Source organism: Paraburkholderia sp. 40 (assembly GCF_050434105.1).
In the GTDB taxonomy this organism is placed as follows: Bacteria; Pseudomonadota; Gammaproteobacteria; order Burkholderiales; family Burkholderiaceae; genus Paraburkholderia; species Paraburkholderia tuberum.
Genome location: NZ_JBNPVY010000004.1, coordinates 3,635,988 through 3,652,677 on the forward strand (window position 1 = coordinate 3,635,988; position 16,690 = coordinate 3,652,677).

Below are 16,690 nucleotides of genomic sequence, written 5' to 3' on the forward strand. Positions count from 1 at the left end.
ATCCATTCCAGGCGTGACTGCATGAACGAATCGCACCCCCGTTTTGATACCGGCCGTTCGCGCGCGCTGTCCGCGTGCCGCGCCGCACTCGCTGCGCTCGTCGTCGCGCTGCCGCTCGTCGGCTTCGCGCCGCTTGCGCACGCGGACCGCGCCGACAAAGACAAGCCGCTGAACATCGAAGCGGACAACATGACTTACGACGACCTGCGGCAGGTCAGCATCTTCACCGGCCACGTGGTGGCCACCAAAGGGACGATCCTGATCAAGGCCGATCGCGTCGAAGTGTCGCAAGACCCGCAGGGCTACCAATTCGCGACCGGCACCTCGAGCGGCGGCAATCTGTCGTATTTCCGCCAGAAGCGCGAAGGGCTCGACGAATACATCGAGGGTACGGCGATCCGTATCGACTACGACGGCAAGCAGGATCTGACCACGCTGACCACCAACGCGACGGTGCGCCGCCTGCAGAGCATGACGACGCTGCTCGACCAGGTGCACGGTAGCGTGATCACCTACGACGGCCAGAACGATTTCTACACCGCGAAGGCAGGCAAGGACGTCGCAGGTCCGGGCAACCCGACCGGCCGCGTGCGCGCCATGCTCTCGCCGCGCAACGCCGGCGCCGCGCCGCTGACCGGCGCGTCGGCCACGCTCACGCCGTCCAACTCGATCCAGGGAGCGCCGAACCAGTGAGCACCATGAGCAGCACCATCGCGCCCCTCCCCCATCGGAAGCCGGCCGGCACCAGCAGTTCGCTGGTCGTGCGCAATCTGAAGAAGCGCTATGGCTCGCGCACGGTTGTCAAGGACGTGTCGCTCGACGTGAAGAGCGGCGAAGTGGTCGGCCTGCTCGGCCCGAACGGCGCCGGCAAGACCACGTCGTTCTACATGATCGTCGGCCTCGTGCCGCTCGACGCCGGCGAAATCGATCTGGACGGCAAGTCGATCAGCCTGCTGCCCATTCACAAACGCGCATCGCTCGGCCTGTCATATCTGCCGCAGGAAGCGTCGGTGTTCCGTAAGTTGAGCGTCGAGCAGAATATTCGCGCGGTGCTGGAATTGCAGCACGACGAAAACGGCAAGCGCCTCGGCAAAGACGTGATCACGTCACGCACCGAAGCGCTGCTCGACGAGCTTCAGATCGCGCATCTGCGTGAAAATCCGGCGCTCTCGCTGTCGGGCGGCGAGCGTCGTCGGGTTGAAATTGCGCGCGCGCTGGCAACCAATCCTAGCTTCATTCTGCTCGACGAACCGTTCGCCGGCGTCGACCCGATCGCGGTGCTGGAAATCCAGAAAATCGTCAAGTTCTTGAAGCAGCGCAATATCGGCGTCCTGATCACCGACCACAACGTGCGCGAAACGCTAGGTATCTGCGATCACGCGTACATCATCAGCGACGGCAGCGTGCTGGCCGCCGGCGCGCCTAGCGACATCATCGAAAACGAAAGCGTGCGGCGCGTCTATCTGGGCGAGCACTTCCGCATGTAAGCACACACGGCGTCCCCGGCCACGCGAGCGCGCGCGGCCGGCCGCGGCGCCATTATTGCGGCACCCGCACATTCGTTGTCAGGCGGCGCAAGGTGGCGCCGCGCGGCGCGCCAAATTGGGCGTACCCAAAAATTGCGAGTGCCGCAAGGTATCGCGGTCGTGGCAAACTCTCTACAATGAATCTCAACTTGCCATGAAAGCCAGCCTCCAACTCCGCCTATCGCAGCATCTTGCGCTCACGCCGCAACTGCAACAGTCCATCCGACTGCTTCAGTTGTCGACGCTCGAACTGCAGCAGGAAGTCGCCATGGCGATCTCGCAGAATCCTCTCCTCGAAAACGAAGACGAGTGGATCGCGAGCCCGTTGCGGGTGGCAGGCGACGGTTCCGTGATCGCCCAGACACCGGGCTCCTCGGCGCCGGCCGATCCGATGGCCGGCAACGGTTCGGCATCGTCCGAGGGCAACGGCGAGCGAGCCGAAAGCGGCGAGCCGCAGGGTGTCGACGAATACAATGGCCTTTCGGGCGACGGCGGCGGCGATACCTCGCAGTGGAACCTGGACGACTACGGCCGCTCCGGCAACGCGTCGGACGACGACGACCTGCCCCCGCTGCAAATCCACGAATCGAGCACGTCGCTGCGCGACCACCTGATGGCGCAACTGCGCGTCACCCAGGCGAGCCAGCGCGACCGCGCGCTCATCACGTTCCTGATCGAATCGCTGGACGACGACGGCTATCTCGCCGCCACGCTCGAAGAAGTGCTGGCTGACCTGCCCGAAGAACTCGAAGTCGACGTCGACGAACTGAACGCCGCGCTTGCGCTGCTGCATAGCTTCGACCCATCAGGTGTCGGCGCGCGCTCCGCGTCCGAATGTCTGAAGCTGCAGTTGCTGCGGCTCGAGCCATCGCCCACGCGCACGCTTGCGCTAGACATTGTCAGCCATTACCTGGAACTGCTCGCCGCGCGCGATTTCACGCGGCTGCGCAAGTACCTTAAGGCCAGCGACGACGATCTGCGCGACGCGCATGTGCTGATCCGCTCGCTCGAACCATTTCCGGGCGCGGCCTATGGCAAGGCCGAAGCGGACTACGTGGTGCCTGACATCATGGTGCGCAAAACGGCACAGGGCTGGCAGGCGGAGCTGAATCCCGAGGTAGTGCCGAAGCTGCGGATTAACCATCTATACGCGAATATTCTGCGCAATAACCGCGGCGATCCGGGCAGTGGTTCGTTGCGCCAGCAACTGCAGGAAGCACGCTGGCTGATCAAAAATATCCAGCAGCGTTTCGAGACGATCCTGCGGGTTGCGCAGGCAATTGTCGAGCGTCAAAAGAGCTTTTTTGTGCACGGCGAAATTGCCATGCGCCCCTTGGTTTTGCGGGAAATAGCTGATACGCTGGGCCTACACGAGTCGACTGTCTCGCGTGTGACAACCGGCAAATACATGCTGACCCCATTCGGGACGCTGGAATTCAAGTACTTTTTCGGCTCACACGTTTCGACGGACACCGGCGGCGCGGCCTCCTCCACGGCCATTCGCGCGCTGATCAAACAACTGATAGGAGCGGAAAACCCGAAATCGCCACTTTCAGACAGTCGCATAGCCGAACTGCTGGCGGAACAGGGCTTCGTGGTCGCACGGCGTACCGTTGCGAAATACCGTGAGGCGCTCAGAATCCCGGCAGTCAACCTGCGCAAGTCTCTGTAGCCCGCCGCGTTTTGCAGCGGGCATTTACCGGCCGCTCCGCACCTGGCGGACAGGCCGGCCGCTGCGACCTGCCAGATGTCCGTCACCGGGGGGCGACACAGGCAAGCCGTCAGATCGACCGGACCTCTGTCATTGTGCGGACCAAGCGGCCATTAGCTTGGAGAAGCACTATGAATCTCAAGATCAGTGGACACCACCTCGAAGTAACGCCTGCGTTGCGCGAATACGTGATCACCAAACTGGACAGGGTGCTAAGACATTTCGATCAGGTCATCGACGGCAGTGTGGTCCTCTCGGTCGACAACCATAAGGAAAAGGACAAGCGTCAAAAGGTGGAAATCAACCTCCATCTGAAGGGTAAGGATATCTTCGTCGAGAGTTGTGACAGCGATTTGTACGCTGCAATCGATCTGATGATCGACAAGCTCGACAGGCAGGTGATACGCCACAAGGATCGTCTGCAAGGCCATCAGCACGAAGCGATCAAGTATCAGCCGGCGCCGCAACTGGACGTGCCGCCGCAATAGGAGAAATTAGAGGAAATTCCTCATTTCCCTTGAACTCGTCGAGCCGCCCGCGACCGGGCGGTTTTTCGTTTCAGCGCCCCGGTTCCCGCTCACCGCCGATGCGTCTCGCCGAGGCCGACCCCAACCATTCCCGCAGAGGTTTGCGCAGCGCGACATGTGCCGCGGCGCAAGCGCTGAAAAACCTGATATGCATAGATGGCGCGCCGCACCATCGGCCGTCACCCTGTTCTATAATGTTCCGGTTACCATCGGGGTCAAGCCAGCTCTGATGAAGTACGGCCGATCGAAATCTAACGCTTTCGCGATCGACGCTGACCGTCCGTCTTCGCCAGCATCGAACGAATGGAACGTCACTCAACCGCCCCGGTGGGGAGAACTCAGGCCACGTTTTCGCCTGTCAAAATGAATCGTTTAGCCAAATTTCTTCCCCTCGAGAACGTCGTCATCGGACTATCGGTCACCAGCAAGAAACGCGTGTTCGAGCAAGCGGGCCTGATCTTCGAGAACCAGAACGGCATCGCCCGCAGTACCGTCACAGACAATCTTTTTGCGCGAGAACGACTCGGCTCGACCGGGCTCGGCGAAGGCGTCGCGATCCCGCATGGGCGGATCAAGGGCCTCAAGCAGCCGCTCGCTGCATTCGTCAGACTCGCCGAACCGATCCCCTTCGAAGCGCCGGACGGCCAGCCGGTCTCGCTGCTGATCTTCCTGCTCGTCCCCGAACAGGCCACTCAACAGCACCTCGAAATTCTTTCCGAGATTGCGCAATTGCTGTCCGATCGCGACGCCCGCGAGCGGCTGCACACGGAAGAAGAACGCGAATCGTTGCATCGCCTGCTTACTCAGTGGCAACCTTGATGCAACGGCGGCAGTAGTTCATGCACGCACATACACGCAGGTAAGGCCCGGTAAGCGGCTCACACTGGAGTCACTGACTCATGGATACGTCCAGCATCAACGCCCAGAGCATTTTCGACGACAACGCCGCCATGCTGAAGCTCAGCTGGCTCACGGGGCATGAAGGCTGGGAGCGCGGCTTTTCTTCGGAATCGGTCGCCAATGCCACGTCGAGCGCCGACCTCGTCGGCCACCTGAACCTGATCCACCCCAACCGGATCCAGGTGCTCGGCGACGCTGAAATCGACTACTACAAACGTCAGACCGACGAAGACCGCTCGCGCCACATGGCCGAGTTGATCGCGCTGGAGCCGCCGTTTCTCGTCGTCGCGGGCGGAGTCGCGGCGCCGCCGGAGCTGGTGCTGCGCTGCACGCGCTCGTCGACGCCGCTGTTCACGACGCCGACCTCGGCGGCCGCAGTCATCGATAGTCTGCGTCTTTACATGTCGCGCATTCTCGCGCCGCGCGCGACGCTGCACGGCGTGTTTCTCGACATCCTCGGCATGGGCGTGTTGCTGACCGGCGACTCGGGCCTCGGCAAGAGCGAGCTCGGCCTCGAACTGATTAGCCGAGGCCACGGTCTCGTCGCCGACGACGCTGTCGACTTCGTGCGCCTCGGCCCGGACTTCGTCGAAGGACGCTGTCCGCCGCTGCTGCAGAACCTGCTCGAAGTTCGCGGCCTCGGTCTGCTCGACATCAAGACGATCTTCGGCGAAACGGCGGTTCGCCGCAAAATGAAACTGAAGCTGATCGTGCAACTGGTGCGCCGCCCCGACGGCGAATTCCAGCGGCTGCCGCTGGAAAGCCAGACCGTCGACGTGCTCGGCCTACCGATCAGCAAGGTGACGATCCAGGTGGCCGCCGGCCGCAACCTCGCGGTGCTGGTCGAAGCGGCCGTGCGCAACACGATTCTGCAGCTGCGCGGTATCGACACGCTGCGCGATTTCATGGATCGGCAACGTCTCGCCATGCAGGATCCCGATAGCCAGTTTCCCGGCAAGCTGATCTGAAGCCCGCCACAGCGCCATGAAGCGCCCGCAGAAGGCAGGCCGCGGGCACGCGCATGGAGGCCAGATGCTATGATGAAATCTACGCTTTCGACGACTCCATGCGCATAATCCTGATCACCGGTATCTCCGGCTCCGGCAAATCCGTTGCCCTGAACGCGCTCGAAGACGCGGGTTATTACTGCGTCGATAATCTGCCGCCGCGTTTTCTGCAGCAACTCGCCACCTACCTCGCCGCGGACGGCCAGGATCGTCTCGCGGTCGCGATCGACGCGCGCTCCGGTTCGTCGCTCGACGAAATGCCCGCGATGATCCGCGACCTCAAGCGCTCGCACGACGTGCGCGTGCTGTTCCTGAGCGCGAGCACGCAGTCGCTGATTCAACGCTTTTCCGAAACGCGTCGCCGCCATCCGCTGTCCGGCTCGCCCGCGCACGACGCGGACGTTGGCCTGCTCACGTCGCTCGCCGAAGCGATCGAACGCGAGCGCGAACTGGTCGCGGGACTTGCCGAATTCGGCCATCAGATCGACACGAGCAATCTGCGCGCGAACGTGCTGCGCGCATGGGTCAAGCGCTTCATCGAACAGGAGGACGCGGGGCTCGTGCTGATGTTCGAGTCGTTCGGCTTCAAGCGCGGCGTACCGCTCGACGCGGATTTCGTATTCGACGTCCGCACGCTGCCGAACCCATACTACGATCATGAATTGAGGCCGCTCACCGGCCTCGACAAACCGGTGATGGATTTTCTCGATGCGCAGCCGGTCGTCCACGAGATGATCGACGACATCGAGAAGTATCTGTCCAAGTGGCTGCCGCATTTCCGCGACGACAATCGCAGCTACCTGACCGTCGCGATCGGTTGCACGGGCGGCCAGCACCGCTCGGTATTCATCGCAGAGACGCTTGCCGCGCGTCTCGCAACATCGGCGAATGTGATTGTGCGGCACCGCGATGCGCCGGTCGACGTCGGCGAATCATCGAAGCTGGTGGCTTAACCGGCCGCATCGCGCGGCCTTAACCCGAAGCGTTGCGCCATGTCCTCTACGCCTACTGTGTACGCCGATTTGCCGCTGTTTCCGCTGCATACGGTGCTATTTCCCGATGGCTTGCTGCCGCTCAAAATCTTCGAAGCACGCTACCTCGACATGGCGCGCGACTGTCTGCGCGAAAAAACACCGTTCGGCGTTTGTATGCTGAAAAGCGGCGCCGAAGTCGCGCGCGAGGAAGAACCTTCGGTACCCGAAACGATCGGCTGTCTCGCCGAAATCGACGAGTGCGACGTCGAAGCATTCGGCATGCTGCTGATTCGCGCACGCGGCACGAAGCGCTTTCGTCTGTTATCGCATCGCGTCGAAGCGAGCGGTCTGCTGGTCGGCATGGCCGAGCCGCTCGCCGATGATCTCCCGCTCGAGGGCAATGAGCTATTGGCCAAATTCGGCGCGTGCGCGGAAGTGCTCGAGCGGATCATCGCAACGATCCGCGAACGCGATCCGGACAGCCTACCGTTCGCCGAGCCGTTCCGGCTCGACGATCCGTCGTGGGTGTCGAACCGTCTCGCCGAGGTGCTGCCAATCGCGTTGCGCGCACGGCAAAAGCTGATGGAATTAACCGATGCCGGCGCGCGCATCGACGTCGTGCATCACTACATGCAACAGCATCAGTTGCTGTGAAATCCTGAAGTCGTGAATGCTGCCGCGCCGGACCCAAGTCGCCCGCTCAGCACCTCCGATCCATTCCGCTAGAGCATCGAACCATGCAGACTGGCGAGCAGCTTGCGCACCGGCGCCGGCACGCCGAACGAATCCAGATTGCTGAGCGCAACCCATGCGGTGTCCGCATCGTTGAGCGCGGCCAGGGCGCCGACACCGCGATCAAACTCCGCAAGCCGCGGCTCGATATCGAGCTTGAAATGCGTGAATACGTGTGAGAACGACGCGAGCGCGGACACTTCGCCGTCGCCGCCGAACGCGCGCGCCCGCTCGGCCAGCGATGCTTCGTCGGCAGCTTCGGGCAGACTCCACAGACCACCCCAGATGCCCGACGGTGGACGCCGCTCGAGCATCACCGCATTGCCGTCGCGCAGCACCAGCATCCACGTACGGCGTGTCGGCACCGCTTTCTTCGGGCGCGCGGTCGGCAATTCACGTTGACGTCCGGTGACGTTGGCAACGCAGTCCGGCGCGAACGGACAGCGCGAGCAATGGGGTTTGCCACGCACGCACAATGTCGCGCCGAGATCCATCAAGCCCTGCGTGTACCCGCTGACCTCCGCGTTCGACGCATTCGACGGCAGCAGTGACTCCGCGAGCGTCCACATTGCGTTCTCGACTTTCTTCTCGCCCGGAAAGCCTTCGACGCCGAATACGCGCGCAAGCACGCGCTTCACGTTGCCGTCGAGAATCGTCGCGCGCGCGCCGAACGCGAACGATGCGATCGCCGCGGCCGTCGAGCGGCCAATGCCGGGCAACTCGGCGAGCTCATCGACCGACGCGGGAAACGCGCCGCCATGCTGCTCGACGACGACCTGCGCGCAGCGATGCAGATTGCGCGCGCGCGTGTAGTAGCCGAGGCCGGCCCACAGCGCCATCACGTCATCGGACGGCGCGGCGGCGAGCGCGGCGACATTCGGGAAACGCGCGAGAAATTTCGCGTAGTACGGAATCACCGTCGACACCTGGGTCTGCTGCAGCATGATTTCGGACAGCCAGATGCGATACGGATCGCGCGTGTTCTGCCACGGCAGATCGTGGCGGCCGTGCTGGCGCTGCCACGCGATCAGCCGCGCGGAAAACTCGGGCATCGGCGCAAACGCGGGCGTGGTGTCGGACGCGCTCGAGCGCGCGCCGGTCGTTGGGGTCAGGCGGGAAGGCATCGAGACTCTAGCGCTGGCAAGTGGGACAGAAGTACGTGGAGCGTTGCCCCTGCACGATCTGTTTGATTGGCGTTCCACACACGCGGCATGGCAGGCCAGCGCGATCATAGACGAAGTAGTCGAGCTGAAAATAGCCGCTTTCGCCGTCGCTGCCTACGAAATCGCGCAGCGTGCTGCCGCCCTTGTCGATCGCGGCGGCGAGCGTCACGCGCACGGCATCGGCCAGCAGTTCATAACGCACGAGCGACACGCGGCCCGCCGCGGTGGTCGGCCGGATGCCCGCGCGAAACAGACTCTCCGACGCGTAGATATTGCCCACGCCGACCACGATGTCCCCCGCCAGCAGCGCCTGCTTCACCGACACCTTGCGCCCGCGCGTCACCCGATGCATCAGCGCGCCCGAAAAAGCCGGCGAGAAAGGCTCGACGCCAAGGCTCGCGAGCAGCGGATGTTCGAGGATGTCGCCTGCTTCGCGCGGATGCCACAGCACCGCGCCGAAGCGGCGGGGATCACGATAGCGCAGGATAAAGTCGTCGAAGATCCAGTCGACGTGATCGTGCTTCGCCGCGGCAGGCGGATGCGGCACATGACGCAGAACGCGCAACGTGCCCGTCATGCCGAGGTGGACGATGAACCACCCTGCGTCGATTTCGAACAGCAAATACTTGCCGCGTCGCTCGACTTTGCGCACCACGTGACCGCGCAAGGTTTTCGCAAGGTCGGCCGGAATTGGCCAGCGCAGCGCGGCCGTCCGCACGTCGACGCGCTCAACCTTGCGCCCGGACACATACGGTTCGATCCCCCGTCGGGTAACCTCGACTTCTGGCAACTCTGGCATGGCTGATTGGTCTGCTACTTGCGTGAGTGGTTGTGCGCGTATTGTAGCGAGCGCGTTACAATCGACTGAAACATTGAACGGATTTCCATGAACGTGTCCTTCGTGAAGCTGCTATCAAAGCGCCGCGCGCGCGTGTCCAACGTGTCGCTCGCCGTGTTCGCTCGCCGGATGCTCGGTGCAGCCGCGCTCGGATTGTGGGCGCTGGCCGCCGTGCCCGCGCATGCGCAGGACCCGTCGCCGGATTCCGACGACACGTCGGTCACGATGCCGGACCCGCTGGGTCCGGCAACATCTGAAGAAGAAAAGTCGCTGCCCGGCGTACCGCTGTCGAGCCAGATCGTCTTTCAGGTGCTGGCCGCCGAGATCGCGCTGCAGCGCGACCAGCCGGCACCGGCCTATCAGACCTACCTCGCTCTCGCGCGCGATACTCACGACCCGCGCATGGCGCAACGCGCCACCGAAATCGCGCTGGCGGCGCAGAGCCCGTCGGACGCGCTCGCCGCCGCGCAACTGTGGCAACAGTACGCGCCGAGTTCGGAACGCGCCGCCCAGCTCGACGCGTCGCTGCTCGTGCTGTCTGGCAGGCCCGACGATGCGTCGCCGATCCTGTCGCAAGAACTGGCGAACGTACCCGAGGAAAATCGCGGCAGCGCGATCCTCGCGCTGCAACTGCTGTTGTCGCGCGGCCCGAACCGCGTCGGTGGCCTGCACGTGTTGCAGGACCTGCTGAAGAACGACATGAACCGGCCGGAGGCGCAACTGGCCCTCGCACGTCAGCAGCTGCTGGCCGACGACGCGCCGGGCGCGCACAAGTCGCTCGAGCAGGCGCTCACGATCAAGCCCGACTATCTGCCGGCGGCGTTGATGCTGTCGCAAATGGGTCCGGAGGAGCGCAAGGAAGGCATCGCGTCGCTCGAAAAGTACGTGCAGCAGAATCCGAAATCGCATGACGCACGGCTCGCGCTGGCGCAGATGTATCTTGCCAGCGACCGTCTCGACGACGCGCAGAAGCAGTTCGAGCTCATGCGCAAGGCAAACCCCAACGACTTGACACCGTTGATGGCGCTCGCGCTGATCAAGATCCAGCAGAAGAATCTCCCCGAAGCGCAGACGTATCTGGTGCAGTACGCGCAGCAGGCCGAGAAGACGCCCGGTGCCGATGCGGGCCAGGGCTACATCTACCTCGCGCAGCTAGCGCTCGAACAGAAGAATGAGGCGGCCGCGAGCGACTGGCTGAACAAGATCTCGCCAGCGAGTCAACAATACCTGGCCGCGCAGATTACCCACGCACAACTGCTCGCGAAACAGGGCAAGACGGAGGAGGCGCGCCAGTTGCTCTCCAACTTGCAGACCTCCGATCCGCGTGATGTGGCACTGATCGCGCGCACCGATGCGGCGATCCTGTTCGACGCGAAGCGCTACCCGGAGGCCGAAGCGCGTCTGCAGCAAGCCACGGCGAGCTTTCCCGACGACCCCGACCTCACCTACGACTACGCGATGGCCGCCGAGAAAACCGGCCATTACGACATCATGGAAGCGCAGCTGCGCAAGCTGATGCAGACGCAGCCGGACAATCCGCAGGCGTATAACGCGCTCGGCTATTCGCTCGCAGATCGCAACCAGCGCCTGCCAGAGGCGGACAAGCTGGTCGAGAAGGCCTCGGCGCTCGCACCGAACGATGCGTTCATCATGGACAGCGTCGGCTGGGTCAAGTACCGGATGGGTAACACGGCCGATGCGATCAAGCTGCTGCGCAAGGCATACAGCCTCCAGCCGAACGCGGAAATCGGCGCGCACCTCGGCGAAGTGCTGTGGAAGGCCGGCGAGCAGGAACAGGCGCGCGCCGCGTTTCGCGAGGCTCGCAAGCTCGAACCCGACAACGAGACTCTCGTCAAAACGTTGCAACGTCTTCAGGTAAACGATCTTTGATGCGTCTTTCCCGTTTGATTTCTTTTTCCAGGGCGCCGCGCGGCATGGCGGTTGGTTTCGCGGCGGCGGCGGTTGTCGCGCTGGCCGGCTGCGCGTCGGTGAAGCCGCAGGGGCCGTCCACGTCGAACGCCGCCACCGAAGTCACCGCGCAGACGAGCCGCTCGTATCAGGGCCGCTTCGCGATCCAATACAACGATCAGAACGGCCAGCAGCGCAACGCTTACGGCAATTTCTCGTGGCACGAAACGGGCGACACCGTCACGCTGCAGTTGCGCAATCCGCTTGGCCAGACGCTGGCCATCGTGACTTCGTCGCCGGCTTCGGCCACGCTCGAATTGCCGAACCGCCAGCCGCTCACCGCCGATAACGTGTCGACGCTGATGCAGAACGCGCTCGGCTTCACGCTGCCGGTCGAAGGGTTGCGCTACTGGCTGCAACCGTCGCCGGCGCCGACTTCGCGCGCGAAGACCGAGAAGGATCCGGAGCAACCGTCGCGCCTGAAGCAGATCACCCAGGACGGCTGGACGATCGACTATGTGGCCTATGCCGATGCACCAGCCACCGGCGTGAAGCGCCTCAATCTGAGCCGCTCGGAGCCGCCACTCGACATCAAGCTCGTGCTGGATCAGTGAGTCGTTCTTGCTGGGCCTTTTGTCCCAGCATCCGCTCACGTAACCTTGCTACCCGTTTGGCACCACCGTGGCGCATGTAGCCTTCACTCATGATCGAAACAACCAATTCGCTGCGCGACTGTCTCGCGCCAGCGAAACTCAATCTCTTCCTGCACATCACCGGCCGTCGGCCGGATGGTTATCACACGCTGCAGACGGTCTTCCAGTTGCTTGACTGGGGCGACACGCTGCACTTCACGCGACGCGACGACGGTCTCATCACGCGCCGCACCGAAATCGCCGACGTGCCACCCGAGCATGACCTGACCGTACGCGCCGCGACGTTGCTGAAGGTACATACGGGCTCCCGCGAAGGCGTCGATATCGAAATCGACAAGCGCCTGCCGATGGGCGCGGGCCTCGGCGGCGGCAGTTCCGATGCGGCGACGACGCTGCTCGCGCTCAATCGCCTGTGGAAGCTCGATCTGCCACGTCAGGAGTTGCAGGATCTTGCGTTGAAACTCGGCGCGGACGTGCCTTTCTTCGTATTTGGAAAAAATGCGTTTGCAGAGGGTGTCGGAGAATCATTAGACGTTGTACAATTGCCGCCGCGTCACTTCCTGATAGTGACGCCGAGGGTGCAGGTTCCGACTGCAGCGATTTTTTCCGAAAAAGCGTTGACAAGAGATACAAAGCCCCTCATAATTACCGACTTTCCCGCAGAACTCAGCTGCAACACTGAGTGGCCAGAAAGCTTCGGCCGGAATGACATGCAGCAGGTTGTCGTAGGAAAGTACGCGGAAGTAGCGCAAGTGTTGCGGTGGTTTGGAAGCATCGCGCCAGCGCGGATGTCCGGATCGGGTGCCAGTGTTTTTGCAGCGTTCCGTAGCAAAGCTGAAGCAGAAGCGGCGCAAGCCAAACTGCCCGGCGAGTGGAACAGTGCAGTAGCAGCGGGCTTGGATCAGCATCCACTCTTTGCTTTCGCGTCATAAGTTTTGCATCGTCGAACGAAACTCCACGTTCGGCGGAGCTCAAAGTTAGTGTAGGGGAGTCGCCAAGCTGGTTAAGGCACCGGATTTTGATTCCGGCATGCAAAGGTTCGAATCCTTTCTCCCCTGCCAAAAATTCTCGTAGTTCGCTGTATCGCATTTCTCCCGCCCCCAGCCTGAAGTAGGTGCACGATGAGCAGCCATGACGGCCTGATGGTTTTTACTGGCAACGCAAATCCCGCGCTTGCACAGGAAGTCGTCAAAAACCTCGGTATTCCCCTCGGCAAAGCAATGGTTAGCCGTTTCTCGGACGGTGAAATCCAAGTCGAGATTCAGGAAAACGTGCGCGGCAAGGATGTCTTCGTCCTGCAATCCACGTGTGCGCCGACTAACGACAATCTGATGGAACTGATGATCATGGTCGATGCGCTCAAGCGCGCATCCGCAGGCCGGATCACCGCAGCCATCCCCTACTTCGGTTATGCCCGTCAGGATCGTCGCCCGCGTTCGGCGCGCGTCGCCATCTCGGCTAAGGTCGTGGCGAACATGCTGGAAATCGCCGGTGTCGAGCGGATCATCACGATGGATCTGCACGCCGACCAGATTCAAGGCTTCTTCGACATCCCGGTCGACAACATCTACGCAACGCCCGTGCTGCTCGGGGATCTGCGCAAGCAGAACTACGACAACCTGATGGTAGTTTCGCCGGACGTCGGCGGTGTGGTCCGCGCCCGTGCATTGGCGAAGCAACTCAATTGCGATCTCGCGATCATCGACAAGCGTCGCCCGAAGGCGAACGTCGCCGAAGTGATGAACATCATCGGTGAAGTCGAAGGCCGCACCTGCGTGATCATGGACGACATGGTCGACACGGCTGGCACGCTGTGCAAGGCCGCGCAGGTTCTGAAGGAACGCGGCGCGAAGCAGGTATTCGCGTACGCCACCCACCCGGTTCTGTCGGGCGGCGCGGGTGAGCGTATCGCCGCTTCCGCACTCGACGAACTCGTTGTCACGGACACGATTCCGCTCGGCGAAGAAGCCCGTTCGTGCGCGAAGATCCGTTCGCTGACGAGCGCCGGTTTGCTCGCCGAAACGTTCTCGCGCATCCGCCGCGGCGATTCGGTGATGTCGCTGTTCGCTGAGAGTTAAGTATTTGCGAAGACACCGCGTACCGCTTCATGCGACACGCGGCGTTTTTGCACAATCGGCATGAACGAACGAAGGTTCTTGCCGCTATCCTGGGCCTCAGCCATTACGGCTTCGAGGCCCTGTTTTTACTGCCTGGTCGCGGGCAGTGCATTGGAGATTCAAAATGAAAGTAGTCGCTTTCGAGCGTTCCCTGCAAGGTACGGGTGCGAGCCGCCGCCTGCGTAACTCGGGCAAGACCCCGGGTATCGTTTATGGCGCCGGCGCTGACACGCAACTGATCGAACTCGATCACAACGCCCTGTGGCACGCGCTGAAGAAAGAAGTTTTCCACTCGTCGATCCTCGATCTGGAAGTGGCAGGCAAGTCGCAACAGGTTCTGCTGCGCGACGTGCAATACCACCCGTTCCGTCAGCTCGTGCTGCACGTGGACTTCCAGCGCGTCGACGCGTCGAAGAAGCTGCACACCAAGGTGCCGCTGCACTTCATGAACCAGGAAACCAACCCGGCAGTGAAACTGTCGAGCGCGGTGATTTCGCACATCCTCAACGAAATCGAAATCGAGTGCTTGCCGTCGGCACTGCCGGAGTTCATCGAAGTCGACCTCGCGAAGATCGAAGCAGGTCAATCGGTTCACGCGAAGGACATCCCGTTGCCGGCAGGTGTGGCGCTCGTGGCCCACGTCGACGCGGAAAACCCGGTGGTCGCTGCTGCAACGATCCCCGCTGGCGCAATCGCTGAAGACGCTGCTGCTGCTGAAGGCGGCGAAACGCCGGCTGCTTAAGAGCCTTCCGGTTCGAAGCAAGCAATCCTCTCGATCCGTTTCCTATGAAACGGTCGATGTGACCCGCCGAGGTTCGCCCTGGCGGGTTTTTTTTCGGCTTTTCTAGTCCGGTACGTTTCACTTCCGGACTTGGTGGACTCACGCAATCATGATCAAGCTGATCGTCGGGCTCGGCAATCCGGGCGCCGAATACACCGCGACGCGTCACAACGCCGGCTGCTGGCTGGTCGATCAACTCGCGCGCGAGGCTGGCACCGCGCTGCGCGACGAGCGGCGCTTTCACGGCTTTTACGCGAAAGCGCGGTTGCATGGCGAGGAAGTGCATCTGCTCGAGCCGCAAACCTACATGAACCGCTCTGGTCAATCGGTCGTCGCGCTCGCGCAATTCTTCAAGATTCTTCCCGACGAGATCCTCGTCGCGCACGACGAGCTCGACATGCCACCCGGCAGCGTCAAGCTGAAGCTCGGCGGCGGCAGCGGCGGGCATAATGGGCTGAAGGACATCAGCGCGCATCTGTCGTCGCAGCAATACTGGCGGCTGCGGATCGGCATCGGCCATCCGCGCGATCTGATTCCCGAAAGCGCGCGCGCCGGCGCGAAGCTGGACGTCGCGAACTATGTGCTGAAGCCGCCGCGGCGAGAAGAGCAGGCGGTCATCGACGCGTCGATCGAACGCGCGCTCGCGGTGATGCCACAGATCATCAAGGGCGAGCTCGAACGCGCAATGATGCAACTGCATCGCAACAACAGCTGACGCGCGCCACACTCATCGACACCCGCAATCGGCCCCGCAAGGAGAATCGCTTGAGCCGCTACTGGAGCGACATCGTTCACCGTCTGACGCCGTACGTGCCGGGCGAGCAGCCCGCGCTCGCGCATCCGGTGAAGCTGAATACCAACGAGAATCCGTATCCGCCGTCGCCGCGCGTGCTAGACGCGATCCGCCGCGAGCTCGGCGACACGGCCGACGCACTGCGCCGCTATCCCGATCCGAGCGCACGCAAGCTGCGCGAAACGGTCGCCGCGTATCACGGCATCCGCGCCGAGCAGGTGTTCGCGGGCAACGGCTCGGACGAGGTACTCGCGCTAACGTTCCAGGCCTTGCTCAAGCACGACAAGCCGCTGCTTTTTCCCGACATCACTTACAGCTTCTATCCGACCTACGCGAAGCTGTTCGAGGTCGACTACCGGACCATCCCCCTCGACGACAGCTTCGCGATCAACGTCGACGACTACACGGTGCACAACAGCGGCATCCTATTTCCGAATCCGAACGCGCCGACCGGCCGGCCGCTGCCGCTCGCGGAAATCGAACGCCTCGTCGCGAGCCATCCTGATTCGGTCGTGGTGATTGACGAAGCGTATGTCGACTTCGGCGCCGAGTCGGCGATTGCGCTGATCGCGCGCTATCCGAATCTGCTCGTCGTGCAGACCGTGTCGAAGTCGCGTTCGCTCGCCGGCATGCGCGTCGGCTTTGCGTTCGGCGATCCTGCGTTGATCGATGCGCTCAATCGCGTGAAGGACAGCTTCAATTCGTACCCGCTCGACCGCCTCGCGCAAGTCGCGGCCACCGCCGCCTATGAAGACGACGCGTGGTTTCGCGAATGCTGCGCGAAGGTAATCGCGAGCCGCGAACGGCTTGCGGCGGAATTGACCGCGCTCGGCTTCGAGGTGGTGCCATCGGCGGCGAATCTGCTGTTCGCGCGGCATGAGGGGTACGACGCGGCGACGCTCGCGTCGCGGCTGCGGCAAAAAGAAATTTTCGTGCGGCATTTCAACGCGCCGCGCATCGACCAGCATTTGCGGATCTCGGTCGGCACCGACGCCGAATGCGACATACTGCTCGACGCTTTGCGCGGCATTTTCAGCGCTTACGTCGGATAACGGAAACG

At 62.6% G+C, this 16,690-nt stretch carries 17 protein-coding genes and 1 tRNA gene; 16 read left to right on the top strand and 2 right to left on the bottom strand.

Annotated elements, in window-relative coordinates; translation table 11 throughout:
- Positions 1 to 21 precede the first annotated feature (21 nt).
- The 8 genes from lptA (at position 22) to OKW28_RS38815 (ending at position 7,299) form a co-directional block, all read left to right on the top strand.
- Complete coding sequence (gene lptA / locus OKW28_RS38780) at positions 22 to 693, top strand: lipopolysaccharide transport periplasmic protein LptA (RefSeq protein ID WP_429453296.1); 672 nt, start codon at positions 22 to 24, stop codon at positions 691 to 693.
- Positions 694 to 710: 17 nt separating this feature from the next.
- Positions 711 to 1,487, top strand: coding sequence for an LPS export ABC transporter ATP-binding protein (lptB, locus tag OKW28_RS38785; protein WP_090805577.1), 777 nt, complete (start codon positions 711 to 713; stop codon positions 1,485 to 1,487).
- Positions 1,488 to 1,680: 193 nt separating this feature from the next.
- A complete protein-coding gene (locus tag OKW28_RS38790; protein WP_429454601.1) occupies positions 1,681 to 3,198 on the top strand; it encodes an RNA polymerase factor sigma-54 in 1,518 nt (505 codons plus the stop codon).
- Between the two features lie 170 nt (positions 3,199 to 3,368).
- Complete coding sequence (gene hpf, locus OKW28_RS38795) at positions 3,369 to 3,725, top strand: ribosome hibernation-promoting factor, HPF/YfiA family (protein ID WP_027199628.1); 357 nt, start codon at positions 3,369 to 3,371, stop codon at positions 3,723 to 3,725.
- A gap of 342 nt (positions 3,726 to 4,067) precedes the next feature.
- On the top strand, positions 4,068 to 4,583 hold the full coding sequence (locus OKW28_RS38800; RefSeq protein WP_184026940.1) for a PTS sugar transporter subunit IIA: 516 nt from the start codon (positions 4,068 to 4,070) through the stop codon (positions 4,581 to 4,583).
- 80 nt (positions 4,584 to 4,663) lie between these two features.
- Positions 4,664 to 5,632 carry an HPr(Ser) kinase/phosphatase gene (gene hprK / locus OKW28_RS38805; RefSeq protein ID WP_008921706.1) on the top strand — a complete coding sequence of 323 codons (969 nt, stop codon included), beginning with the start codon at positions 4,664 to 4,666 and terminating at the stop codon, positions 5,630 to 5,632.
- A gap of 98 nt (positions 5,633 to 5,730) precedes the next feature.
- Positions 5,731 to 6,624 (top strand): RNase adapter RapZ, encoded by an 894-nt coding sequence (gene rapZ, locus OKW28_RS38810; RefSeq protein WP_041734268.1) that lies wholly within the window; start codon positions 5,731 to 5,733, stop codon positions 6,622 to 6,624.
- Between the two features lie 39 nt (positions 6,625 to 6,663).
- A complete protein-coding gene (locus tag OKW28_RS38815; RefSeq protein WP_013088324.1) occupies positions 6,664 to 7,299 on the top strand; it encodes an LON peptidase substrate-binding domain-containing protein in 636 nt (211 codons plus the stop codon).
- Between the two features lie 68 nt (positions 7,300 to 7,367).
- On the opposite strand, the gene mutY is transcribed toward OKW28_RS38815, so the two are convergent.
- Together mutY and mutM are read right to left on the bottom strand one after the other, a co-directional pair.
- Complete coding sequence (gene mutY, locus OKW28_RS38820; protein ID WP_429453298.1) at positions 7,368 to 8,501, bottom strand: A/G-specific adenine glycosylase; 1,134 nt, start codon at positions 8,499 to 8,501, stop codon at positions 7,368 to 7,370.
- 7 nt (positions 8,502 to 8,508) lie between these two features.
- Positions 8,509 to 9,339: a bifunctional DNA-formamidopyrimidine glycosylase/DNA-(apurinic or apyrimidinic site) lyase gene (gene mutM / locus OKW28_RS38825; protein ID WP_184053933.1), complete on the bottom strand. Its 831-nt coding sequence runs from the start codon at positions 9,337 to 9,339 to the stop codon at positions 8,509 to 8,511.
- Positions 9,340 to 9,426: 87 nt separating this feature from the next.
- Here mutM and OKW28_RS38830 point away from each other — a divergent pair, with 87 nt between their 5' ends.
- From OKW28_RS38830 to hisC, 8 genes are all read left to right on the top strand, one after another.
- A complete protein-coding gene (locus tag OKW28_RS38830) occupies positions 9,427 to 11,268 on the top strand; it encodes a tetratricopeptide repeat protein (RefSeq protein WP_429453300.1) in 1,842 nt (613 codons plus the stop codon).
- Positions 11,268 to 11,900: a lipoprotein insertase outer membrane protein LolB gene (lolB, locus tag OKW28_RS38835; RefSeq protein WP_429453302.1), complete on the top strand. Its 633-nt coding sequence runs from the start codon at positions 11,268 to 11,270 to the stop codon at positions 11,898 to 11,900. Before OKW28_RS38830 ends, lolB begins: the two co-directional genes overlap by 1 nt.
- Before the next feature lie 89 nt (positions 11,901 to 11,989).
- Entirely contained in the window at positions 11,990 to 12,871 is an 882-nt protein-coding gene (gene ispE, locus OKW28_RS38840) for a 4-(cytidine 5'-diphospho)-2-C-methyl-D-erythritol kinase (protein ID WP_429453304.1), read from the top strand.
- 52 nt (positions 12,872 to 12,923) lie between these two features.
- A tRNA-Gln gene (locus OKW28_RS38845) sits at positions 12,924 to 13,000 on the top strand.
- A gap of 60 nt (positions 13,001 to 13,060) precedes the next feature.
- Positions 13,061 to 14,017: a ribose-phosphate pyrophosphokinase gene (locus OKW28_RS38850; RefSeq protein ID WP_008921698.1), complete on the top strand. Its 957-nt coding sequence runs from the start codon at positions 13,061 to 13,063 to the stop codon at positions 14,015 to 14,017.
- A gap of 163 nt (positions 14,018 to 14,180) precedes the next feature.
- Positions 14,181 to 14,798 carry a 50S ribosomal protein L25/general stress protein Ctc gene (locus OKW28_RS38855; RefSeq protein ID WP_429453306.1) on the top strand — a complete coding sequence of 206 codons (618 nt, stop codon included), beginning with the start codon at positions 14,181 to 14,183 and terminating at the stop codon, positions 14,796 to 14,798.
- A 148-nt stretch (positions 14,799 to 14,946) separates the two neighbouring features.
- Positions 14,947 to 15,552, top strand: coding sequence for an aminoacyl-tRNA hydrolase (pth, locus tag OKW28_RS38860; RefSeq protein WP_429453308.1), 606 nt, complete (start codon positions 14,947 to 14,949; stop codon positions 15,550 to 15,552).
- A gap of 50 nt (positions 15,553 to 15,602) precedes the next feature.
- Positions 15,603 to 16,682, top strand: coding sequence for a histidinol-phosphate transaminase (hisC, locus tag OKW28_RS38865; protein WP_429453310.1), 1,080 nt, complete (start codon positions 15,603 to 15,605; stop codon positions 16,680 to 16,682).
- Positions 16,683 to 16,690: the final 8 nt, after the last annotated feature.